Raw genomic sequence first — 22055 nt, 5'->3', positions numbered from 1 at the left:
CGGTGCTCGTAGGGCGGATGAGGGGGCCACACGGCACACCTCACATAATCTTATCCCGCCACGCCCACAGCAACACCACGCCCCAGCGCCCTGAACACCGTCGACACAATCCCGGCGCGATCAAGCCCCGCATGAGCGTGCATAGCCTCGGGCTTGGCCTGCTCCATCCAGATGTCGGGCATGACGAGCGAGCGGATCTTGAGCCCATTGTCGAGCAGGCCTTCGCCGGCGAGGAATTGCATCACCTGGCTGCCGAAGCCGCCGACCGAGCCTTCCTCGACGGTGATCAGCATCTCGTGGTGACGGGCGAGCTGGCGGATCAGGTCGTGGTCGAGCGGCTTGGCGAAGCGCGCATCGGCGACCGTCGTCGAAAGCCCGGCCGCGTCGAGATCTTCGGCGGCAAGCAGACAGTCGGCAAGCCGCGTGCCGAAGGAGAGCAGCGCCACCTTGGCGCCTTCCTTGACGATGCGGCCCTTGCCGATCTGCAGGATTTCGCCGCGCACCGGCATCTCGACGCCGACACCTTCGCCGCGCGGATAACGGAACGAGATCGGCCCGGCATCATAGGCGGCGGCTGTACGCACCATATGCTTGAGTTCCGCCTCGTCGGCAGCCGCCATCACCACGAAGCCGGGCAGGGTGGCGAGGAAGGCGGTGTCGAACGAACCGGCATGTGTCGGTCCATCGGCGCCGACGAAACCGGCACGGTCGATCGGGAAGCGCACCGGCAGGCCCTGGATCGCGACATCGTGCACGACCTGGTCATAGGCGCGCTGCAGGAAGGTGGAATAGAGCGCCGCGAACGGCTTGTAGCCTTCGGCCGCAAGGCCGGCGGCGAAGGTCACGGCATGCTGTTCGGCAATGCCGACGTCGAAGCAGCGTGACGGAAAGGCTTCGGCGAGCTTGTCGAGGCCGGTGCCATTCGGCATGGCGGCGGTGATGCCGACGATCTTGTCGTCGAGGGTCGCTTCCTGCACCAGCGCTTCGGCAAAGACGCTGGTATAGCTCGGCGCGTTCGGCTTGACCCGCGCCTGGGCGCCGGTGATGACGTCGAACTTGTTGACCCCGTGATATTTATCGGCTGCGGCTTCCGCCGGCGGATAGCCCTTGCCCTTCTGCGTGACGACATGGATCAGCACCGGCCCGCGCCCATTGTCGCGCACGTTTCGCAGCACCGGCAGAAGGTGTTCGAAGGAATGCCCGTCGATCGGCCCGATATGATAAAAGCCCATCTCCTCGAACATCGTGCCGCCGGTGACGTAGCCGCGCGCATGTTCCACGGCGCGGGTGATGGCTCGGTCGATATTCTTGCCGAGATAGGCGGTCAGCTTCTTGCCGAAGTCGCGGAAGCCCATATAGGTGCGCCCCGAAGCGAGGCGGGCGAGATAGGCGCTCATTGCACCCGTCGGCGGCGCGATCGACATGTCGTTGTCGTTGAGGATGACGATGAGGCGGGCATCGAGCGCGCCGGCATTGTTCAGCGCCTCATAGGCCATGCCGGCCGACATCGCCCCGTCGCCGATGACGGCGATGACGCGGCGGTCGTTCTTGTCGAGATCGGCGGCGATCGCCATGCCGAGGCCGGCCGAGATCGAGGTCGAAGAGTGCGCCGCCCCGAAGGGATCATATTCGCTCTCTGCCCGGCGGGTGAAGCCGGAAAGACCGTTTTCCTGGCGCAGCGTCCGGATGCGGTCGCGTCGGCCGGTCAGAATCTTGTGCGGATAGCATTGATGGCCGACATCGAAAATCAGCCGGTCGTTCGGCGTGTCGAAGACACTGTGGATGGCGATCGTCAGCTCGACCACGCCGAGGCCGGCGCCGAGATGGCCGCCGGTGCGCGATACCGCATCGATCATTTCATCCCGGACTTCGCGGGCAAGCTGCGGCAGGTCGCGATCCTCGAGCTTGCGCAGGTCGGCGGGATAGATGACCTGGTCGAGCAGAGGGGTCTTCGGCAGTTGTGTCACGGGCGGGCGCTCTTTCTTGCTTTTCCTTATTCCGCTTTATTCGATTAGAATGCGGCAAAACAAGTGCATTTCAGGAACCGAAGGTTTGCACCTTAGAGCATGATGCCGAAAAGTGTGAACGGTTTTCGGGCAACATCATGCTCCCACTATTAAAGCATGATGCCGAAAAGTGTGAACGGTTTTCGAAGGATATCCTGCTCTATTTCTTTGAAATGGATGGTTCAGCTTTCCGGCAAAGGCACGAATTCCTCTTCATCCCCGGGAACGATATCGAAGCGGCCGGTACGCCATTCTTCTTTGGCCTTTTCAATCCGCTCTTTCGAGGAAGAAACGAAATTCCACCAGATATAGCGTTTCGAATTCAGCGCCGCGCCGCCGAAGAGCATCAGGTGACAGCCGTCGCTGCCCGCTTCGAGCGTGATCGCATCGCCGGGCCGGAAGACCAGCAACTGATCGGCGGCGAAACGGTCGCCCGCGATGACGACCTCGCCCGACAGCACGTAGACGGCCCGCTCCTCATGGCCCGCGCCGAAGGGAAATTTGGCGCCCGGCTCCAGGTTCAAATCGACATAGAGCGTATCGGAGAAAACGCCGACGGGGGATGTCATGCCTTCGAACGAGCCGATGACGACACGTCCGCGCACGCCGCTCGCCTCGATCAGCGGCATGTCGGTCTTTTCCGTATGGGCGAAGGAGGGGGCGATCTCCTCCTTGTCGTCCGGCAACGCCAGCCAGGTCTGCAGCCCGGACATCAGCAGGGGATGGCCGCGCAGATTGTCGGGCGTGCGCTCGGAATGCACGATGCCGCGCCCCGCCGTCATCAGGTTGATGTCGCCGGGCCGGATGACCTTTTCGGTGCCGAGACTGTCGCGATGGCGGATCTCGCCGTCGAAGAGATAGGTGACGGTGGAAAGTCCGATATGCGGATGCGGCTTCACGTCGAGCGCTTCGTTGGGTTTCAGGATCGCCGGTCCCATGCGGTCGAAGAAAATGAACGGCCCGACGAGCCGGCGCTGTCTCGTGGGCAGCGCACGCCGCACCTGGAAGCCGCCGATATCGCTGGTGCGCGGGATGATCAGGTTCTCGATCGCGTCGCAGGCGAAGGCATCGCCGGGCAGGGGATCTTTACCGGGAAAGAAGGACATGTCGGATCTCCGATCACAAACTCTGCGATCAGAGATAGTGCCTGGCGGTCCATTACGAAAGAGCGCCGGCTCAGATCGCTGTGAAGCCGTTGTCGACGAAGAGATGAGCGCCGTTGACGAAGCTCGACTCGTCACTGGCGAGATAAAGAGCGGCCCGCGCCACATCTTCCGGTTCGCCGATCCGCCCCTGCTGCGCGGCGATCGCGGCATCGGAAACGTCGACTCCGAGCGCCTGCAGGTCGGCGACCTCGCGCAACCCATGCGGCGTGCGGATGAAGCCGGGGCAGACAGCGTTGCAGCGGATGTTGCGGTCGCGGAACTCCACCGCGATGGCGCGGGCAAACATGTGCACGGCGCCCTTCGTCGTGTCGTAAAGCACTTCCATTGGCGTGGCGGCGACCGCCGAGATCGACGAGGTGCAGACGATCGAACCGCCGCCGGCTGCAATCATTTTCGGCAGCACGGCCTTGGTCATCAGGAACATGGAACGCACATTGACGGCATGCAGCCAATCCCATTCCTGAACGGTCGTTTCCAGGAACGGTTTGATGACGATCGTGCCGGCGTGATTGAAGAGCACCGTCACTGCGCCATAACGTTCCTCGACGCCCGCGACGGCGGCATTGACGGCTGCTTCGTCCGAGACGTCGGCCGTCCAGTGATCGGCTTCGCCGCCGGCATCACGGATCGTCTTGACGGTCTCGGCCGCCGCCTGGCCGTTGCGGTCGATGATCGCGACGCGCGCCCCTTCCGCCGCAAAAAGCTTCGAGGCTGCGCCGCCCATGCCGGTGGCGCCGCCTGATATAATGGCGACCTTGCCTTTCAATCTGTCCGTCATTTGTCTGTCCCCTCATCGTTCCGGAAGGGATCATAGATCGGCCGCAAGCCGATCGCCAAGCGTCTTCGAAAGCTGTTCGGCCGCTCAGGCGCCGTCCAGCGGCTCGACGCCCTGCGGCTTGCCGGCGCGGTCGAGCCGGATCTTCTCGATACGGTTCTCGGCGGCCGAAAGCAGGGTTTCGCAATGTTTCTTCAGCGCTTCGCCGCGCTCGTAGATCTCGATCGATTCATCAAGCGCCACGTCGCCGCGTTCGAGCCGCGCGACGATGCTTTCGAGTTCGGCGACCGCCTTTTCGAAGGAAAGGCCCGATACTTCAGGCTTGGCGCTGTCAGTCATTCTCAACCCTTCATCATTCTCAGAATATGCATGCCCGCCGATTCGGCGAGCCCCTCCAGATCATAGCCGCCTTCGAGCAGGCTGACGACCCGGTTCTGCGCATGCCGGTCCGCCAGTTCCAGGATTCGCCCTGTCGCCCAGTCGAAATCCTCGCCCGTCAGATTAATCTGCGCCAGTGGATCGCGATGATGCGCGTCGAAGCCGGCGGAGATGATGATGAGATCGGGCCGGAAATCGGCCAGTGCGGGCAGTACGCGTGATTTGAACGCCTCGCGGAAATGGTCGCTGCCGACATTCGGCGAAAGCGGCGCATTGACGATGGTATTGTGCTTGCCCTTCTCTTCTTTGGCGCCGGTGCCGGGATAGAGCGGCATCTGGTGCGTCGAGCAGAACAGCACCGATGCATCGTCCCAGAAAATATCCTGCGTGCCGTTGCCGTGGTGCACGTCCCAATCGACGATGGCGACACGTTCGGCGCCATGCGCCTTCTGTGCGTGGCGGGCGGCGATCGCCGCATTGTTGAAGAAGCAGAAGCCCATCGCCGTCGTTTTCTCGGCGTGGTGCCCGGGCGGACGGGCGGCGACGAAGACATTGTCGGCCCGGCCGGTAAAGACGTCGTCGACGGCGGCCATCGCCCCGCCGATACCGGTGAGCGCCGCCTGCAGGCTCTTTTGGCTGGCGTAGGTATCGGCTTCGAGCTGGTTGATCCGATCTTCTTCCTCGGGAATTTCCCGCATCACGGCGGCAAGATGCTCCTCCGGATGCGCAAGCAGCACCGCATCCTCGTTCGCCTGCGGCGCCTGTTTGCGGTCCAGCCGCTCGAAATTCGGATGTTCCAGCGCGACATTGATGGCGCGGATCCGGTCGGAACGCTCGGGATGGCCGGAGGGCGTCACATGTTCCAGGAAGATCGGGTGTTCGTAAAGACGGGTGCTCATGGAGACACTCTATCGGTCGCTTGTGACATGTTCCACAGCAGATGGGGCATTGCCCGTCGATTTCAACAAGCGCTGCTGCTGTGCTCCTGCAGGCTGTAACACTTTGAACCCTCGCAGATTTCACTCCTCAAACCAGTTCCGATCCAATGAATTATGCAGTAATGTCTGTTTTGGGGAATGGTGTAAGGCAGTATTGTTGATGAGTCAGTCGAAACGCCCTGGTGTGGCGGAAATACGCGTGCCGTTTCGCGATGTCGATATGAACGGCCAGATGTTCCTGGCGTCCTATATTTCTTACGCTGAATCCGTCATTGCGAGCTTCTGGTCGGCACGGCCCGATGTCGATGACGAACCGCTCTATAGTGCCAGCAAGATCTCCTGCATGCTTCACCGTCCGCTGCACCATGACGAGCCGGCGATCTTCACCGCCGCCGTCGACAAGATCGGCGTGCGCTCGATCGGCTTCCTCGTTTCGATCGACACCGGGGAGGAGCGCGCCGCCGAAGTCGAGATCATCTGGCAGGCCCGCAACCGAGAGGACAAATCGCCGGCCTCGCTGCCGGAGGACACACGGGATTGGCTTTATGGGTTTTTGGATTAGTTCGTCTGGCGTCCAATCATCTGGTCGCCATGCTCGCGACCAGATCGCTGAACCTCTCTCCCTGAATGCCGACATGCGTTCGCAGCAGGCGGCGGGCTTCGTCTCCGTCTCCGGCAAAGATCGCATCGACGATGGCGCAATGTTCCGAGAAGGACGTCGACAAGCGGTTGCGCACGCGCAGTTGCAGACGGCGATAGGGTCGCAGGCGTCTGTGCAGTTGCACGCATTGCTCCTGTAGGAAATCGCTTCGGCTCGCGGCGTAGATCGCCTTATGGAATTCCTCGTTGTCGTAATAATAGGCGTCGCTGTCGCCGGCGCCGGCCGATTGTTCGCAGCGGCCGTGGGTGGCGGTGATCGCTTCCCGGGAGGCCTTATCCAGCCGGCGTGCGGCGAGCGATCCCGCGAGGCCCTCGAGTTCCGCCATGACCTCGAACATCTCGTAGATGCGGTGCGGCCCCGGATCGATCACGATGGCGCCCCGGCGCGGACGGATTTCGATCAGCCCGATGGCGTCAAGCTGCATCAGCGCTTCGCGCACCGGCGTTCGCGAGACGCCGAACCGATTGGCAAGCGCCGTTTCATCAAGCCGTTCGCCTGGGGCGAATTCGTAGGAAAGTATTGCATTTTCAATCTCATCCCGAAGCCACCGGCCGACATTCTCGGACATTTGTTTTGCTTTCCTCATACATGATTGTCATTCTTGTATACACAAACATTGACGTCGTGTACGAAACGTGACAATCTACATACTACCGGCGAAGTTCGGCGATGGGAAGCAGATGTCCAATGGCGCGCGCAATGCGGCCCGTCTTCGGAAGAGAGGAGAATGGCATGCCTGAGGCTTCTTTCTTCACCGACATGCTGCAAAGCATCACGGATCACGGACGCCAGCTTCTGTTTTCCGGCTCGCGCAACACGCAGGCGGCCGCCAAAGCCGATCTCCAGACCCTCTGTGAAATGCTGCTGTCCAGCCGCGGTGAAGCCTCCGGCATAGCTCTTGCGGCCGAGATACTCGATCGCTGGGGTGCGTCCGAGAGCGAGGGCGCACAGGCATTCTTCGACATGCTGCACGAAAAGTTCGGGCCCGATGCGAGCCGGCTCGATCAGGCGATCGAAAATTACCGCACGGACAAAAGCTCCGCTGCGGTCATTGCGCTCCACCAGGCCGCGGAGCCGCGGCGGCAGGAGCTCCTGCGCCGATTGAATCACGCGCCGAACGGCACCGCCAGGCTCGTGCGGATGCGTCAGCAGCTGCTGGCTTCCAAAGACCGATCCGAAGCCTATGACGCGCTGGACGCCGACTTCACGCATCTGTTCGGCTCCTGGTTCAATCGCGGCTTTCTGACGCTCCGGCCCATCGACTGGACGACGCCGGCATATATTCTTGAAAAGATCATCCGATACGAGGCCGTGCACGAGATTGCCGGCTGGGAGGAGCTGCGCCGTCGCCTGGCGCCGGCCGACCGCCGATGCTTTGCCTTCTTCCACCCCCGACTGGCCGATGAGCCGCTCGTCTTCGTCGAGGTAGCTCTCACCCGTTCCGTGCCGAAGGCGATTGCCGACGTGCTCGACGAGGGGAGGGAGCAGATCAATGCCGACGAGGCGACGACGGCGGTCTTCTATTCCATCTCCAACTGCCAGGACGGCTTGCGTGGAATCTCGTTCGGCAATTTCCTGATCAAGCAGGTCGTGGAAGATCTGCGCCGAGATCTGCCCGGCCTGAAGAATTTCGTCACCCTGTCGCCCGTCCCGGGTTTTGCCCGTTGGCTTGCCAAGGCGCGCGCTTCGACCACCGACCGGTTCCTGTCCGAAGCCTCCCTGAAAACGCTGATCTTGCTGGACGATCCGAACTGGCCCGACAACGACAACAGCGCGGCCGAAGTGGAGCGCGTGTTGCTGCCGCTTGCGGCGCGCTACTTCCTGACCGAACGGACGCCGGAGGGCCGCCCCGTCGATCCTGTCGCCCGCTTCCATCTCGGCAACGGGGCGCGGCTTGAACGCGTGAATTTTCTCGGCGACCGCTCACCCAAGGCTATCGAGCAGGCACACGGTCTCATGGTCAACTACCTCTATAAGCTCGACGATATCGTGGCCAACCACGAGGCTCTGGCGCAGCGCGGCGAGGTGATCGCCTCGCCCGCCGTCAAAAGCCTGCTCAACCAGAGCGACGAAGGCCGCCGCGGCGGCAGTGGCCAGCAGGGCTCTCGAGCCTTCGCACAACTTATGAACTCAACGCTTGGAGGAGGGCGAAAGTGAGCAACCATCTTTTCGACGCCATGCGGGCGGCAGCGCCCGGCGAGGCAGCGTTCATTCGGACCGGCAGCGGGCAGACATGGACCTATGGCGACGCCTTCGCCCTTTCCGGCCGCATTGCCAGCGCGATGGATGCGCTCGGCATCCGCCCCGGCGACCGGGTTGCCGTGCAGGTCGAGAAAAGCGCCGAGGCATTGATCCTCTATCTCGCCTGTCTTCGCAGCGGCGCCGTCTACCTGCCGCTCAACACCGCCTATACGCTGGCCGAGCTCGATTATTTCATCGGCGATGCGGAGCCGCGCCTGGTGGTCGTTGCGCCGGCCGCTCGGGAAGGCGTGGAGACGATCGCCAAGCGCCACGGCGCGATCGTCGAAACGCTCGATGCCGACGGCAGCGGCTCTTTACTCGATCTGGCGCGCGACGAGCCGGCCGATTTTGTCGACGCCTCGCGCTCCGCCGATGATCTGGCTGCGATCCTCTACACCTCGGGAACGACGGGACGCTCCAAGGGAGCGATGCTCACGCATGGGAACCTGCTTTCCAACGCCTTGACCTTGCGGGACTACTGGCGTGTCACATCAGGCGACCGGCTGATCCATGCCCTGCCGATCTTCCACACACATGGTTTGTTCGTCGCCACCAATGTCACGCTGCTCGCCGGCGCCTCGATGTTCCTGCTGTCGAAATTCGACGCCGACGAAGTCGTTTCACTGATGCCGCAGGCAACGATGCTGATGGGCGTGCCGACCTTCTACGTGCGCCTCCTGCAAAGCCCGCGCTTCGACAAAAAGGCGACAGCCAACATCCGCCTCTTCATATCAGGCTCGGCGCCGCTGCTTGCGGAAACACATACCGCGTTCCAGGCAAGGACCGGTCACGCGATTCTCGAGCGCTACGGCATGACGGAAACCAATATGAACACGTCGAACCCTTACGAGGGGAAGCGGATCGCCGGGACTGTCGGCTTCCCGCTGCCTGATGTGACGGTGCGCGTGACCGATCCCGCCACCGGGCAGGCGCTGCCCCCGGAACAAACCGGCATGATCGAGATCAAGGGGCCGAACGTCTTCAAGGGTTATTGGCGCATGCCGGAGAAAACCGCGGCCGAATTCACCGCCGACGGTTTCTTCATCAGCGGCGATCTCGGCAAGATCGACCGGGACGGCTATGTCCACATCGTCGGCCGCGGCAAGGATCTGGTGATTTCGGGCGGATACAACATCTATCCGAAAGAGGTCGAAAGCGAGATCGACCAGATCGAGGGTGTGGTCGAGAGCGCCGTGATCGGCGTGCCGCATCCCGATTTCGGAGAGGGCGTAACGGCCGTCGTCGTGTGCAAGCCGGGTGCCGTCCTCGATGAAAAGGGCATCGTCAGCGCCCTCCAGGACCGTCTCGCGCGCTATAAGCAGCCCAAGCGCATCATCTTCGCCGAGGACTTGCCGCGCAATACGATGGGTAAGGTTCAGAAGAACATCCTGCGGCAGCAATACGCCGATCTCTATACCAGGACGTAAGGCGACCGCCCTCTGGGAGGAGGGCGTGCCGGTATCCCGTATCAATCTACAAACAGCAACTACGGCGCCGGAGGCGTCGGAGGGAGGGGAATCATGGGTATTGAAATACTGGCCATAGGCATGCTGGTCGCCATGTTCATCATTGCGACGATCCAGCCGATCAACATGGGCGCGCTCGCCTTTGCCGGCGCCTTCGTGCTCGGCTCCATGACCATCGGGATGAAAACCAGCGATATTTTTGCCGGTTTTCCGAGCGATTTGTTCCTGACGCTGGTTGCCGTCACCTATCTCTTCGCCATAGCGCAGATCAACGGCACCATCGACTGGCTCGTCGAATGCGCCGTCCGACTGGTGCGTGGACGGATAGGCTTGATCCCGTGGGTGATGTTCCTCGTCGCCGCCGTCATTACTGGTTTCGGCGCCCTTGGGCCGGCCGCGGTCGCCATTCTCGCGCCCGTCGCGTTGAGCTTTGCCATCCAGTACCGCATTCACCCGGTCATGATGGGCCTGATGGTGATTCACGGCGCGCAGGCCGGCGGCTTCTCGCCGATCAGCATCTATGGCGGCATCACCAATCAGATCGTTGCCAAGGCCGGCTTGCCCTTCGCGCCGACGTCGTTGTTTCTCTCGAGCTTTTTCTTCAACCTGGCGATCGCGGTGCTGGTCTTCTTCGCTTTCGGCGGCGCAAAGGTCATGAAACACGTGCCCGCATCCTCCTTTGGCCCCTTGCCCGAACTGCATCCCGAAGGCGTAACGGCGTCGATCAGAGGTCACGGCGGCACGCCGGCAAAGCCGATCCGGGAACATGCCTATGGCACGGCGGCCGATACCGCTGCGACGCTGCGTCTGAACAACGAAAGAATCACCACCCTGATCGGCCTGACGGCGCTCGGCATCGGTGCCTTGGTCTTCAAGTTCAATGTCGGTCTCGTCGCCATGACCGTGGCCGTCGCGCTGGCGCTGCTGTCCCCGAAAACGCAGAAGGCGGCAATCGACAAGGTCAGCTGGTCGACCGTGCTGCTGATATCAGGCATCATCACCTATGTCGGCGTCATGGAGAAGGCCGGTACGGTCGATTACGTCGCGAACGGCATATCCAGTCTCGGCATGCCGCTGTTGGTGGCGCTCCTGCTTTGCTTCACCGGCGCCATCGTCTCGGCCTTTGCATCCTCGACCGCGCTGCTCGGCGCCATCATCCCCCTTGCCGTTCCGTTCCTCCTGCAAGGACATGTCAGCGCGGTCGGCGTGGTCGCTGCCATCGCGATCTCGACGACGATCGTCGATACCAGCCCATTCTCCACCAACGGCGCGCTCGTCGTCGCCAATGCGCCCGATGACAGGCGAGAGCAGGTGCTGCGGCAGTTGCTGATCTACAGCGCGCTGATCGCCATCATCGGCCCGATCGTCGCCTGGCTCGTGTTCGTCGTGCCTGGGCTGGTTTGACGGCGGACCGCCGAACCTATCATTGTCCGTCGCAGGTCATCGCCTGCGGCGGATAGCGTGAGTCGGCATGTCATGAAAATTTCATGTTCGGCCCATTGCCAGCGCCGAGAAAATAGTCCACATTTTTAGTAGGGAAACGAGATTTCCTGAAACAACGAAGGAGACTGATTGAATACATTTTTTCCGGATGTGGTGCTCGTTGCATTCTTCATCCTCGCTTGCGCCTTGATCGCTGCACGAAAGCGCAGGTCGGGCAGTGGAAGCTCTGGCGACGGGGGAGGAGGTTGGTTCGGCACCTCGGATCACGGTGACTGTGATGGAGGTGGCGGAGATGGAGGAGGAGACTAGATCAAACTGAAATAGAGAGACTGCCCCGACCGCCTCAAGGCGGTTTTTTGTTGCCCGGATTTTGGAGGCCGTGCCGAGACGGCAATAGACCGAAACCCCAGATGCACTCGCAAAATTGGCGAACCTATCTGACGGTCCAATAGACAAACGGATCCAACACTCAATCTATTTTTCGCTCGCCGCGGGAAGCATGCGCCCTATGTCAGTCGAGGCGGTGCTGGGCGAAGGTGTTGGAGACAATCAATATGGCAAAACCTGCGGCGGGAAGCCCGTATATTTACGGGATCGACGCATTGCGATTTGTGTGTGCGCTGATGGTGACGGTGTTTCATCTCGGATTTGCTTCCTGGGCTTCGCCCTTATATCTCAGGCCGTACAAGATGCCGCTGATCGAGAATATCGCACAGCCGGGTTGGGTTGGCGTCGAATTGTTTTTCGTCATATCGGGATTCGTCATCGTCAACTCCGCCGCTTCCGCCAGCGCCATGTCCTTTCTCAAAGGGCGGATTCTGCGGCTCTATCCGGCCGTATGGATCTGCGCGTCGCTGACGCTGATTGTCATCGCCACGCAAGACGTGAACAGGCGCATCATCAAGAATTATCTGCGGTCGATCACGCTTTATCCCGGCGGGCCGTGGATCGATGGCCAATATTGAACCCTGGCCTGTGAGATTTGTTTCTACGCCCTCGTTTTCATCATGTGTGCGGCCGGACAAAAGATGAGGATGCCCGCCCTGGCGCTCGGCCTGTCGCTGGCCAGCACGGCTTTCATTGCCCTGTTATCTGCCTTTCCGGATTCGGCCGTCCTGGCCGTATTCACGGACACCGCCTGGCGGGCCATACCCTTTTACTATGGCTGCCAATTTGCCATCGGCATTTACATATGGCGTTTGTCTCAAGGCCGGATGAGCCGAGTTTCCTGGCTGGGTTTCATCTGCGCTCTGGGAACGGGAGTGGCCCAAATATACATGGCAGGCGAGAACACCAGCGATCGCACTCTTGCCGCAGTAGGGCATCCCTTCTCGCCGTTTCCGGCAATCTCGATTTGGGTGGCGGGGCTGATATTTATCGTTGCGAGCGTAGGCTATGGCGAGCGGATCAGCCGCCTGCCGGGGTCCTTGCTCAAATCGGTCAAAACCCTCGGCGCGATGACCTACCCGCTCTATCTCCTGCATTTCGCGATCGGCGTCCAACTTCTCGATTGGCTGACCGATCTAGGGATGACGCCGCTGATGGCGCTGGCCTTGGCCGTTGCGATCGTCTGTGCGTTGTCGCTGGCCGTGTGCAAATGGGGGGAGCCTCCGATCCGCAGTGCCTTGCGATCGATCTTCGACAGGTTTGGGCAACGCGCCGCAGCTTTGCAGACGAAGGAGTCCCGGGTTTAGGTCGGCTCTTCCTGCAGCCCTGTCGCCGCACTGGTGAGTGCCTGCAGGACATTGGACACGCAATGGCCGCCCTCGGGAAGGCGGCCATTGCTGGATAAACGGGCTTACACGCTCAGGCGCGTGCTGGCAGCAGGGGATAGCCGACCATGACGGCGCGGCCAAGCAGCGCTGCGACGAAAGCCTTGATCACGTCGCCGGGAATGAAGACCATCGAGCCGATAAAGGCCTTCTGGAAGCCCATGCCGCCGGCGGTCGCGAGATAGGTGATGCCGAAGACGTAGAGCACGGCGATGCAGCCGATCACGGCGGCGAGAAAGAAGCTCACGCCCTGCACCAAACCGGATTGCTGATGGTTGACCAGCCGCTCGCTGAGATAACCGGTGACGAAGGCGGCGAAAATCCAGCCGATCAGGAAGCCAGCCGACGGCGAGGCGAAGATGGCAAGGCCGCCGCGGCCGCCGGAGAGTACCGGCTGGCCAGCCGCGACCAGTGCCAGCACGATGAGCACGGCAATCGCGCCGCGCCGGGCGCCGAGCACCACGCCGGCCATCATCACCCCGAGCGTCTGGGCGGTGATCGGCACCGGAATGAAGCCGAGCGTGATCGGCGGCAGCAGACCGAGCGCCACGATGATCGCGGCAAAGAGGGCGGTAAGAACGAGGTCGCGGGTGCTCATCATGAACTCCGTATTTGTAAATCGTTAACTCCCATGCCGCCGAATGCCGCGCGCGTCAATCGCCGACGCGACATTATCCGCATCCCTGAGCGTCAGGATGATCAGCGGCGCGAGCAATGTAATCGGCCGGATCTGCAGCCCGCGCGCCTGATGTGCCTCGCGGATTGCCTGATACCGGTTGAGAATCTCCGGCACGAAGCGCAGGACGAGCCCGATGGCCAGGCCGATATCGTCGGCCTGCACCCGGCCGGTACGCTCCAGCGGGCGGGCAAGCGCGGTCACCTCGTCGATGAACTGCGCAATGGTCGTCGTCGCCGTGACAGTGGCGGCCAGAAGCATCAGCGCCGTCAGCCGCAGCAGGGTCACCAGTGCGTCGTGCCAGTGGTTGAAGATGAGGTTGAAGAGCGCCACGATGGCGATGGTCAGGAAGACCGGCCGCAGCCGTCTCAGCCCGTCCGCCAAAGGCATGCCGACCATGCGCCAGGCGATCGCCGTCATGAGCACGGCGAGAGAAAGCAGGGCGATGTTCTCGCTGATGAACACCACGATGCTGAAGATCGCGAGCGCCACCAGTTTTACCCGCGGCGAAAGCCGGTGCATCGCACTGTTGCCTTCGACATAGAGCGACTGCATCAGGCGGCGATCTCCCTGTAGCGCGCGATCGCTTCGGCAGCCGGCGCATCCGCGGCAAGCCGTCCTTCATGAAACAGCAGCACCCGCTCGAAGCCGGCGATCAATTCCAGATCATGGGTGATGACGATGGCGCTTTCCGGGAGCCCGGCGATGATCTTCTCGACCAGTGCTCGGTTCTTCAGGTCGAGCTGGTTGGTCGGCTCGTCGAGGATGAGAATGCTCGGCCCCGTCGCCAGCACGGAGCAGAGGGCTGCCATCTGCAGCTCTCCGCCGGAAAGCTCGTGCGCCCGGCGATCGGCCAGAGCCTCGGCGCCGAAGCGGGCGAGCACGCCCTCGACCTTCGCCTCGATTTCCGCCTTGGTGAAGCCGCGCCGCTTCAGCCCGAAGGCGATGTCGTCTCTGACGATCGGCAGGATGATCTGGTTCTGCGGCGACTGGAAGATGAAGCCGACATCGCTTGCGGCGGTCTTCTCGCCGCTCATGTCGCGGCCGTTGACGATGACTCGCCCAACCGAAGGCTTCGTCAATCCGTTGATCAACCGTGCGAAAGTCGTCTTGCCCGAGCCGTTGAGCCCGATGACGCCGATACGTTTGCCGCTGATTCCGAGCGTCAGCGGCTGCAGCGCCACCCGTGTCCCGAAACTGACCCCGGCGCCTTCGAAGCGAATATCCAAATCGTTCCTCGCATTTTTCATGGGAGGGGTGCCGAAGCCCCTCATCCGGCTGCCGCCACCTTCTCCCCGTAAACGGGGCGAAGGGGAGATGCCGCTACCTCTCCGTCCCCATCCATGTCTCACATGGCACGTCCCCTCTCCCCGCGTGCGGGGAGAGGGTTAGGGTGAGGGGCAGCCGCAGACGCTGCCATTGGCGCCAACCCGACAGCACTGCTTCTACAAAGCACAAATCTCGCTGTCGATATCCGATGGCGATATCGGGTGGCTAGGAAGATTTTCCGGATTATGATGCGCTGATGACGAATCTGCTTTCCAACTCCGATGCCCGCCGTGTCTTCCTCGCCAAGCAGGGCCTCAGCGCTCCACCGAACCGCGCCTTGAGCAAGGCGGGGCTGTTGCAGCTCATCCATGATCTCGGCTTCGTCCAGGTGGACAGCATCCAGACGGTGGAGCGCGCGCATCATCAGATCCTGTTTTCCCGCAACCAGACCTATAGGCGCGAGCATCTGACGGCGCTGCTCGAAAAGGACGGCACGCTGTTCGAGCACTGGACGCACGACGCCTCCATCCTGCCGAGTTCCTTCTTCGTCTACTGGAAACACAAGTTCCGCCATCAGGAGAAGGTCCTCGTCGAACGCTGGCGCAAATGGCGCGGCGAGGGCTTCGAAGCGGCTTTCGATGAGACCTATGAGCGCGTCCAGCGCGACGGCGCGATGCTGGCGCGCGACGTCAAGGCCGATGGCCACGTCTCCGGCGGCTGGTGGAACTGGCATCCGAACAAGACGGCGCTCGAATATTTCTGGCACACCGGAAAGTTCGCCATCGCCGGCCGCTCTAATTTCCAGAAGATCTACGATCTGACGGAGCGCGTCATCCCCGCCGAATTCCGCGAGCCGGAGGTGGGTCGCGAGGAATTCGTCGACTGGGCCTGCCAAAGTGCTCTTGCCCGTCTCGGTTTCGCCACCCACGGCGAAATCGCCGCCTTTTGGGCTCTTGTCTCGCCCGATGAGGCCAAGGCCTGGGTCGCAGCCCATCGCGATGAACTGACCGAAGTGCTGATCGAACCGGCGCCCGGCGGCAAGCCGCGCCCGTCCTGGGCCTTTGCCGATTTTCTCTCGACGCTCGACATCTATCCGGACGCTCCGCCACGCATCCGCGTGCTCAGCCCCTTCGACCCGATGATCCGCGACCGCAACCGCACCGAACGCCTCTTCGGCTTCTTCTACCGCATCGAGGTTTTCGTGCCCGAGCCGAAGCGCGAATATGGCTACTATGTCTTTCCGCTGCTCGAAGGCGATAGGCTGATCGGCCGTATCGACATGAAGGCGGACCGCAAGAAATCGACGCTCGATGTCAGGCGGCTCTGGCTGGAACCGGGCATGAAACCTTCGGCCGGGCGGCTGGAGAGGCTGGAGGCGGAGCTGGATCGGGTGGCACGGTTTGCGGGCGTGGAGAAGGTCGTGCTTTTGGACGGGTGGCGAGGGTAGTCGAATTAATCTCCGCGGGTTATCGTGAACTCCCTCATCCCTGTGCTCGTCACAGGGATCCAGCACCCCCAAGTCCTTGGGGGTGAGAAACTCTTCTTCAAGCTCGCATTGAGTCATTCACCGCGCGGACGCGCGGTGGCTGGATTCCTGTGACGAGCACAGGAATGAGGGAGGAGAGGATCTCCCCTCAGCAAATCTCCGTCTTGCTGATCTTGATGCCGAAACCTTCCAGGCCGACATAGTGCCGCTCGCGGCTGGCGAGCAGCTTGATCGAGCTGACGCCGAGATCCTTGAGGATCTGCGCGCCGAGGCCGATTTCCAGCCATTCGCTCTCGCGCGTCTGCGCTTCGACATGGGCCTCGCGGCCCTGGCTGCGGGCCTTGCGGCCGTTATCGTAATGACCGACGCCGACGGAGCCTTCGCGCAGATAGACGATGACGCCGCGGCCTTCCTCGGCGATCTTCTGCATGTAGAAATCGACGGGGCTGTTCTTGCCGAAGAGATCGTCGGCGACATTCTCCGGATGCAGGCGCACCGGGATATCGACGCCGTCGCGAATGTCGCCGAAGACGACGGCGAGATGCTGCATCGGGTCCCAGGGCAGGGAATAGGTATGGGCCTTCGCCTTGCCGAACGGCGTGTCGATGTCGAAGCTCGTGCCGTGTTCGACCAGGGTTTCCTTGCGCTGGCGATAGGCAATGAGATCGGCGACGGAGAGAAGCTTCAGGCCGTGCTGCGCGGCGAAATCGACGACCTGCTGGCCGCGTGTGACGGTGCCGTCGTCGTTGACGAGCTCGGAGATGACGCCGATCGGCGGCAGGCCGGCGAGCTTGCAGAGGTCGACGGCGGCTTCGGTATGGCCCGAGCGCATCAGCACGCCGCCTTCGCGGGAAACCAGCGGGAAGATATGGCCGGGACGGACGAAATCGGCCGCACCCACATTCGGGTTGGCAAGGTTGCGCACCGTCAGCGTGCGGTCGTCGGCGGAAATGCCCGTCGTCGTGCCGTGCTTGAAGTCGACCGAGACGGTGAAGGCCGTCGTGTGGGCTGAATCGTTTTCCGCCACCATGGCGTTGAGGTTGAGGCGCTTGGCCTCCTCCTTCGGCATCGGCGCGCAGACGATGCCCGATGTATGGCGCACGATGAAGGCCATCTTCTCCGGCGTGGTATGGACGGCCGCGACGATCAGGTCGCCTTCGTTCTCACGGTCGTCGTCGTCCATGACGACGACGATTTCGCCGGCTTCGAAGGCCCGGATGGCGTCGACGACGCGCTTCTGATCGTAAGACATGGGGCGCTCCTATTTCAGGCGGCCGGTCTGGCCGCGGTCGCGAAGATAATGGTCGGCGATGGCGCAGGCGACCATCGCCTCGCCGATCGGCACGGCGCGGATGCCGACGCAGGGGTCGTGCCGGCCCTTGGTGCGGATATCGACATTCTTGCCATCGGCATCGATCGACTGGCGGTCGGTCAGGATCGAGGACGTCGGCTTGACGGCGAAACGCGCCACGATCGGCTGGCCGGTGGAAATACCGCCGAGAATACCGCCGGCATTGTTGGAAAGGAAGATCGGCGTGCCGTCATTGCCCATGCGCATCTCGTCGGCATTGTCTTCGCCGGAGGTTTCGGCGGCGGCAAAACCATTGCCGATCTCGACGCCCTTGACGGCGTTGATCGACATCAGCAGCGAGGCGATGTCCTGGTCGAGCTTGGCATAGATCGGCGCGCCAAGGCCGGCGGGCACGCCTTCGGCAACGACTTCTATGACCGCGCCGATCGAGGAACCATTCTTGCGGATGCCGTCGAGATATTCTTCCCAGACTGGGACGATTGCGGCATCTGGGGAAAAGAACGGGTTCTGGCCCACTTGGTCCCAATCCCAGTTGCCGCGGTCGATCTTGTGCTTGCCGATCTGCACCAGCGCGCCGCGCACGCTCACGCCTGGCACGACGAGGCGGGCGATGCCGCCGGCCGCAACCCTTGCTGCGGTCTCGCGCGCCGAGGAGCGGCCGCCGCCGCGATAGTCGCGAATGCCGTATTTGAGGTCATAGGTATAATCGGCATGGCCGGGGCGGTATTGCCGGGCGATCTCGCCGTAATCCTTGGAACGCTGGTCGGTGTTTTCGATCAGCATGGAGATCGGTGTGCCGGTCGTCGTCATCGTCTCGCCATCGGCATCGAGCATGACGCCGGACAGCACCTTTACCAAATCGTCCTCGCGCCGCTGGGTGACGAAGCGGGACTGTCCCGGCTTGCGTTTGTCGAGCCAGACCTGCAGGTCCTCGAGCTTGAAGCGCAGCCCCGGAGGGCAGCCGTCGACGACACAGCCGAGCGCCGGGCCATGGCTTTCGCCCCAGGTGGTTACGCGGAAGAGGTGACCGAATGTATTGTGCGACATATGTTCCCACGGTGGCGCGTCAGGGCCGGTCGCCGCCGGCCGCGCCATTGCTGAAAAAGGCGCGACACTCATAGGCCAAAAAACCGCTGCGGCAAAAGCCTTTCTTTGCGCGAAACCGGCCTGCGGGGGAAATGCTGTTTCCGTCTTTTGCGAACAACGGAAGCGAACTCGCCCGGCGGGCAGCGGTCATGACGCCAGACGCCAGCCGGTTCCGGCCGCTTCGGCGGCGAAGTCGTCGAAGGAGAGGGGCTGCGAGAAGGCATAGCCCTGCAGGATATCGCAGCCGAGATCGCGCAGCAGTTCGGCATGGGCTGCGGTTTCCACACCTTCGGCCACCGTCTCGACGCCGAGCGACCGGGCGATCTCGATGATCGAGCTGACCAGCGTGCGCTCCTGCGAGGAGCCGATGATCGGCTGCACCAACTGGCGATCGATCTTCAAGCGCTTGGGCTTCAGCTTCAACAGGCTGACGATCGAGGTATGGCCGGTGCCGAAATCGTCGATCTCGATATCGATGCCGAGCGCCTTGATGCGTTCGAGATTGTGCGAGACGACGTCCTCGCTCTCATCGAGGAAGATCGATTCAACCAATTCGAAGGAAAGCTCGCCGGGGCGGATATTGAGGTCGGCCAGCGATTCCAGCAGGCTGCCGTCATGCAGCCGCCGCGCCGAGACGTTGACGGAGACCTGGGGAACGGTAATGCCGCGCGCCGCCCAGCGCATCCTGTCGCGCAGCGCGGTCTCCAGGACGATCCGGTCGAGCGTCTGCACGACATTGATCTCGCCTGCGATGCGCAGGAACTTGTCGGGCGTCAGCAGCCCCTTGGACGGATGCTTCCAGCGCACCAGCGCCTCGACCCCCGTCAGTTCCATCGTGCGGGCGCAGAATTGCGGCTGATACCAGGCGGTGAATTCGCCATCGTCGATGCCGGCGAGAATTTCGTCGGCAGTGCGCTTGGTGTTGACGATATCGGTCTGGAGATTGTGATTGAAGAATTCGAAGCGGTTCCGGCCCATGCTCTTTGCGCGGTAGAGCGCGATATCGGCATTGATCAGCATCTTTCGCGCGTCGACATGGATGCCGTTGGCGAGCGCCACGCCGATCGACACGCCGCAGCGGCAGGAAAATCCCTGGAAATCGATCGGCTGGCGCATCTCCTCGATGATCCGCGTCGATAGCTCGGCCATCTCCTCGTCGCCGACATTCAAGGCGAGGATGACGAATTCGTCGCCGCCGATACGCGCGACGATATCTCTGCCGCGGACGTTCTTGGCGAGCACCTTCGAGGCGTGCACCAGCATCGCGTCGCCGGCGGCATGGCCGAGCGTGTCGTTGATTTCCTTGAAGCGGTCGAGGTCGATGTGGAGGATCGCGAATTTCTGCCGCTGCCGGGCGCCGTCATTTGTCAGGTTTTCCAGGGCGATGTCGAGTTTGCGGCGATTGGCGAGTGCGGTCAGCGGGTCGTGCAGCGAATTGTGCTCGATCCTGTTCTTGGCAAGCTCGAGCTCCATGTTCTTGGCGACCGCCTCGTCCTTGGCTGCCTTCAGCCGGATCGTCATCAGCACGTCTTCGGTGGCATCGAAGGCGATGCCCATGATTTTCATTTCGCCGCCTGCCGTCTGGTGGACCTTGCCGACCGAGCGCACATACCGCACCGAGCCGTCGCCTGATATCACGCGGCAGACGAGGGTGTGGGTATCGCCGGCCTGCTTGAAATGGCGCGCGCTTTCGAGCGCCAGCACCCGGTCTTCCGGGTGGATGCAATTGAGCCAGATGTCCTCGGTCATGAAGCCGTTGCGGGGTGCAAGCCCGTAGAGCTCGTGCATCCGCTCGTTCCAGATCGAGCCTCCCCGGCCGGGTCGGGCCTCCCATATGCCGCACTGATAGGAATTGAGCGCCAGGTCGAGCCGGCTCGAAAGCTCGGCGAGTTGCCCCTCGCGAGCTGAGAGCTCCTCGAGGGCCAGCTCCAGTTCCGCGTTCTTGACCTCGCTCGTATCCTTGGCCCTGCGCAGCGTGTCGGTGGTCTCCGCATCGGCTGTCACGTCCCAGACGATGCCGATCGTCTTTCCGGCGCCGCCGGCATCCGTATAGAAGGCGCCGACCGAGCGCAGGTGGCGGATGCCGCCATCGGCAAGCCTGACGCGGTATTGCCCCGTGCAGGCGGTGCCGGCGATGCTGCAGCTGAAGAAATGCACCTCGGCAATTTCATGGTCCTCGGGCAGGATCGCCGCCAGCCATTCGTCGAGCGGCCGGCTTCCTTCTTTCGCCGCCTTGCCGTGCAGGGCGGCGGCGCGAGTATCCCAGAGCAGGCTGCTCGAATGATCCTGCAATTCCCAGATGCCGATATTGGAGGATTCAAGCGCCAGATTGAGCCGCTGCGACAGTTCCAGCAGTTTTGCTTCGCGCGTTTCCAGCTCGGTGATGTTGCGGTTGCGTTCGCCGAGCAGGAGTGTGGCGAAGAAGATCGGAATGATGATGATGCAGCCGGCGGCAACGACGATCAGGCGCACCTCCGTCCGGTTCTCGGGGATCGCCTCCCAGCCGCCGGCCGGAATCGCCGAAAGCTCCCACTTGCCTCCGGCAAAAGCGATTTTCCGGCGCACCGGCTCCTGGCCGTCGATATCGGACGGGCCGAAGAACGGCGCTGCCGTCGTGCCTGCCGCGCCGATATCCCGGATGGCGACCGAGAGATGGTCGAGATGGGGATAACGTTCCTGGTTCTCGCGGTCGCGCGCCGGCATCAGGCCGGCCGCCTCGTAAAACATCTTCTGGTCGATGGTGACCTCGACCGCGCCCCAGATCCGCCGCTCGCCGTTCTCCTTGACGAAGACCGGAAAGAAGATGGCGAAGGCCTCCCGGCCGGCGGCCCTGATCGGGCCATAAAAGCGCGCCGTCTGGTCGACGGCCGCCGGCGTCATCGCCCGGCGCGAGAAGAGGGCCTCTCTCACATCGCGGCCTACCCGCTCGGCGCCGGATTGCGGCGGGTGGACCGCGTTGACGATGAAATCAGGCGCGACGGCGATATGCATGAAAGACGGGTTCTGGATCAGCAGCCAGTTGATCTGGCGTTCCATCTCCTCGCCGTTCGTAGCGCTGCTGATGGAGATCAGATTGGAAAGGTCTCGAACGATGCTGAGGTCCATGCTGATCTGCGCCATGACGCGGGCGCGGATGAGATTCGTCTCGTTTTCGGTGCGGATATGAAGTTCGCGCACATGGGATGCAGTATTGGCCCGGTCGAGGGCGAAGCCCACCATGATGACGACGAGGGCGACAAGCGACGAAACCAGAAACGAGACACGGGTATTCTTCAATATGTGCCGCAGCTGCTTGCTGTCGCCGAGTCTGGATAGCAAAGTGAGACCCCCGTGTTTGCGAGCAACTGTAGGGCGCGAGGGTTAATTTACGCTTGCCCGTG

General features: G+C 62.3%; 17 protein-coding genes and 1 pseudogene. 6 read left to right on the top strand and 12 right to left on the bottom strand.

The window, feature by feature from the left end; translation table 11 throughout:
- Window positions 1-50: 50 nt before the first annotated feature.
- The 5 genes from dxs to QD408_RS09025 form a co-directional block, all read right to left on the bottom strand.
- A complete protein-coding gene (gene dxs, locus QD408_RS09045; RefSeq protein ID WP_088680664.1) occupies window positions 51-1967 on the bottom strand; it encodes a 1-deoxy-D-xylulose-5-phosphate synthase in 1917 nt (638 codons plus the stop codon).
- Between the two features lie 221 nt (window positions 1968-2188).
- Window positions 2189-3112 carry a pirin family protein gene (locus QD408_RS09040; protein WP_414139068.1) on the bottom strand — a complete coding sequence of 308 codons (924 nt, stop codon included), beginning with the start codon at window positions 3110-3112 and terminating at the stop codon, window positions 2189-2191.
- A gap of 70 nt (window positions 3113-3182) precedes the next feature.
- Window positions 3183-3950 (bottom strand): SDR family NAD(P)-dependent oxidoreductase, encoded by a 768-nt coding sequence (locus QD408_RS09035; RefSeq protein ID WP_414139067.1) that lies wholly within the window; start codon window positions 3948-3950, stop codon window positions 3183-3185.
- An 84-nt stretch (window positions 3951-4034) separates the two neighbouring features.
- On the bottom strand, window positions 4035-4286 hold the full coding sequence (locus QD408_RS09030) for an exodeoxyribonuclease VII small subunit (RefSeq protein ID WP_003545921.1): 252 nt from the start codon (window positions 4284-4286) through the stop codon (window positions 4035-4037).
- A gap of 2 nt (window positions 4287-4288) precedes the next feature.
- The gene (locus QD408_RS09025) at window positions 4289-5224 is read right to left on the bottom strand and encodes a histone deacetylase family protein (protein ID WP_414139066.1); all 936 of its coding nucleotides are present in this window, start codon (window positions 5222-5224) and stop codon (window positions 4289-4291) included.
- A 199-nt stretch (window positions 5225-5423) separates the two neighbouring features.
- Here QD408_RS09025 and QD408_RS09020 point away from each other — a divergent pair, with 199 nt between their 5' ends.
- Window positions 5424-5825 carry an acyl-CoA thioesterase gene (locus QD408_RS09020; RefSeq protein ID WP_088680669.1) on the top strand — a complete coding sequence of 134 codons (402 nt, stop codon included), beginning with the start codon at window positions 5424-5426 and terminating at the stop codon, window positions 5823-5825.
- A 16-nt stretch (window positions 5826-5841) separates the two neighbouring features.
- Here QD408_RS09020 and QD408_RS09015 read toward each other — a convergent pair whose 3' ends face one another.
- The gene (locus QD408_RS09015) at window positions 5842-6492 is read right to left on the bottom strand and encodes a GntR family transcriptional regulator (protein ID WP_414139065.1); all 651 of its coding nucleotides are present in this window, start codon (window positions 6490-6492) and stop codon (window positions 5842-5844) included.
- A gap of 164 nt (window positions 6493-6656) precedes the next feature.
- Here QD408_RS09015 and QD408_RS09010 point away from each other — a divergent pair, with 164 nt between their 5' ends.
- The 4 genes and pseudogenes from QD408_RS09010 to QD408_RS08995 all read left to right on the top strand — a co-directional run bounded on the left by QD408_RS09010 (window position 6657) and on the right by QD408_RS08995 (window position 12768).
- Window positions 6657-8081, top strand: a complete 1425-nt coding sequence (locus QD408_RS09010) for a malonyl-CoA decarboxylase (protein WP_414139064.1) — start codon at window positions 6657-6659, stop codon at window positions 8079-8081.
- Window positions 8078-9592, top strand: a complete 1515-nt coding sequence (locus QD408_RS09005) for a malonate--CoA ligase (protein WP_414139063.1) — start codon at window positions 8078-8080, stop codon at window positions 9590-9592. Before QD408_RS09010 ends, QD408_RS09005 begins: the two co-directional genes overlap by 4 nt.
- A gap of 93 nt (window positions 9593-9685) precedes the next feature.
- Complete coding sequence (locus QD408_RS09000; RefSeq protein WP_414139062.1) at window positions 9686-11035, top strand: SLC13 family permease; 1350 nt, start codon at window positions 9686-9688, stop codon at window positions 11033-11035.
- 593 nt (window positions 11036-11628) lie between these two features.
- Window positions 11629-12768, top strand: a pseudogene (locus QD408_RS08995) (acyltransferase family protein).
- A 112-nt stretch (window positions 12769-12880) separates the two neighbouring features.
- Here QD408_RS08995 and QD408_RS08990 read toward each other — a convergent pair.
- Genes QD408_RS08990 through QD408_RS08980 form a run of 3 tightly spaced genes read right to left on the bottom strand, consistent with a single transcriptional unit; the run spans window position 12881 to window position 14751 of the window.
- On the bottom strand, window positions 12881-13444 hold the full coding sequence (locus tag QD408_RS08990) for a biotin transporter BioY (protein ID WP_088680676.1): 564 nt from the start codon (window positions 13442-13444) through the stop codon (window positions 12881-12883).
- Window positions 13445-13468: 24 nt separating this feature from the next.
- On the bottom strand, window positions 13469-14077 hold the full coding sequence (locus QD408_RS08985; protein WP_414139061.1) for an energy-coupling factor transporter transmembrane component T family protein: 609 nt from the start codon (window positions 14075-14077) through the stop codon (window positions 13469-13471).
- The gene (locus QD408_RS08980; protein WP_088680838.1) at window positions 14077-14751 is read right to left on the bottom strand and encodes an energy-coupling factor ABC transporter ATP-binding protein; all 675 of its coding nucleotides are present in this window, start codon (window positions 14749-14751) and stop codon (window positions 14077-14079) included. The genes QD408_RS08985 and QD408_RS08980 overlap by 1 nt, the downstream gene beginning before the upstream one ends.
- 296 nt (window positions 14752-15047) lie before the next feature.
- Here QD408_RS08980 and QD408_RS08975 point away from each other — a divergent pair, with 296 nt between their 5' ends.
- Window positions 15048-16238, top strand: coding sequence for a winged helix-turn-helix domain-containing protein (locus QD408_RS08975; RefSeq protein ID WP_414139060.1), 1191 nt, complete (start codon window positions 15048-15050; stop codon window positions 16236-16238).
- 187 nt (window positions 16239-16425) lie between these two features.
- On the opposite strand, the gene ribB is transcribed toward QD408_RS08975, so the two are convergent.
- The 3 genes from ribB to QD408_RS08960 all read right to left on the bottom strand — a co-directional run bounded on the left by ribB (window position 16426) and on the right by QD408_RS08960 (window position 21993).
- Complete coding sequence (gene ribB, locus QD408_RS08970) at window positions 16426-17529, bottom strand: 3,4-dihydroxy-2-butanone-4-phosphate synthase (RefSeq protein WP_088680679.1); 1104 nt, start codon at window positions 17527-17529, stop codon at window positions 16426-16428.
- Window positions 17530-17538: 9 nt separating this feature from the next.
- Entirely contained in the window at window positions 17539-18636 is a 1098-nt protein-coding gene (gene aroC, locus QD408_RS08965) for a chorismate synthase (protein ID WP_414139059.1), read from the bottom strand.
- A 186-nt stretch (window positions 18637-18822) separates the two neighbouring features.
- Complete coding sequence (locus tag QD408_RS08960) at window positions 18823-21993, bottom strand: EAL domain-containing protein (protein ID WP_414139058.1); 3171 nt, start codon at window positions 21991-21993, stop codon at window positions 18823-18825.
- Window positions 21994-22055 lie beyond the last annotated feature (62 nt).

It is taken from the genome of Rhizobium sp. BR 249, from assembly GCF_047445895.1.
Classification (GTDB): Bacteria; Pseudomonadota; Alphaproteobacteria; order Rhizobiales; family Rhizobiaceae; genus Rhizobium.
The sequence above is the reverse complement of the archived record's forward strand: the minus strand, read 5'-3'. Positions and strand labels throughout refer to the sequence as shown.

Coding starts and splice junctions, on each gene's coding strand:
- QD408_RS09000 (WP_414139062.1), top strand. CDS start 9,686: ATGGGTATTGAAATACTGGCCATAGGCATGCTGGTCGCCATGTTCATC.
- QD408_RS08985 (WP_414139061.1), bottom strand. CDS start 14,077: ATGCAGTCGCTCTATGTCGAAGGCAACAGTGCGATGCACCGGCTTTCG.
- QD408_RS09015 (WP_414139065.1), bottom strand. CDS start 6,492: ATGTCCGAGAATGTCGGCCGGTGGCTTCGGGATGAGATTGAAAATGCA.
- QD408_RS09040 (WP_414139068.1), bottom strand. CDS start 3,112: ATGTCCTTCTTTCCCGGTAAAGATCCCCTGCCCGGCGATGCCTTCGCC.
- ribB (WP_088680679.1), bottom strand. CDS start 17,529: ATGTCTTACGATCAGAAGCGCGTCGTCGACGCCATCCGGGCCTTCGAA.
- QD408_RS08990 (WP_088680676.1), bottom strand. CDS start 13,444: ATGAGCACCCGCGACCTCGTTCTTACCGCCCTCTTTGCCGCGATCATC.
- QD408_RS09035 (WP_414139067.1), bottom strand. CDS start 3,950: ATGACGGACAGATTGAAAGGCAAGGTCGCCATTATATCAGGCGGCGCC.
- QD408_RS09030 (WP_003545921.1), bottom strand. CDS start 4,286: ATGACTGACAGCGCCAAGCCTGAAGTATCGGGCCTTTCCTTCGAAAAG.
- QD408_RS08975 (WP_414139060.1), top strand. CDS start 15,048: ATGACGAATCTGCTTTCCAACTCCGATGCCCGCCGTGTCTTCCTCGCC.
- aroC (WP_414139059.1), bottom strand. CDS start 18,636: ATGTCGCACAATACATTCGGTCACCTCTTCCGCGTAACCACCTGGGGC.
- QD408_RS09020 (WP_088680669.1), top strand. CDS start 5,424: ATGAGTCAGTCGAAACGCCCTGGTGTGGCGGAAATACGCGTGCCGTTT.
- QD408_RS09025 (WP_414139066.1), bottom strand. CDS start 5,224: ATGAGCACCCGTCTTTACGAACACCCGATCTTCCTGGAACATGTGACG.
- QD408_RS09010 (WP_414139064.1), top strand. CDS start 6,657: ATGCCTGAGGCTTCTTTCTTCACCGACATGCTGCAAAGCATCACGGAT.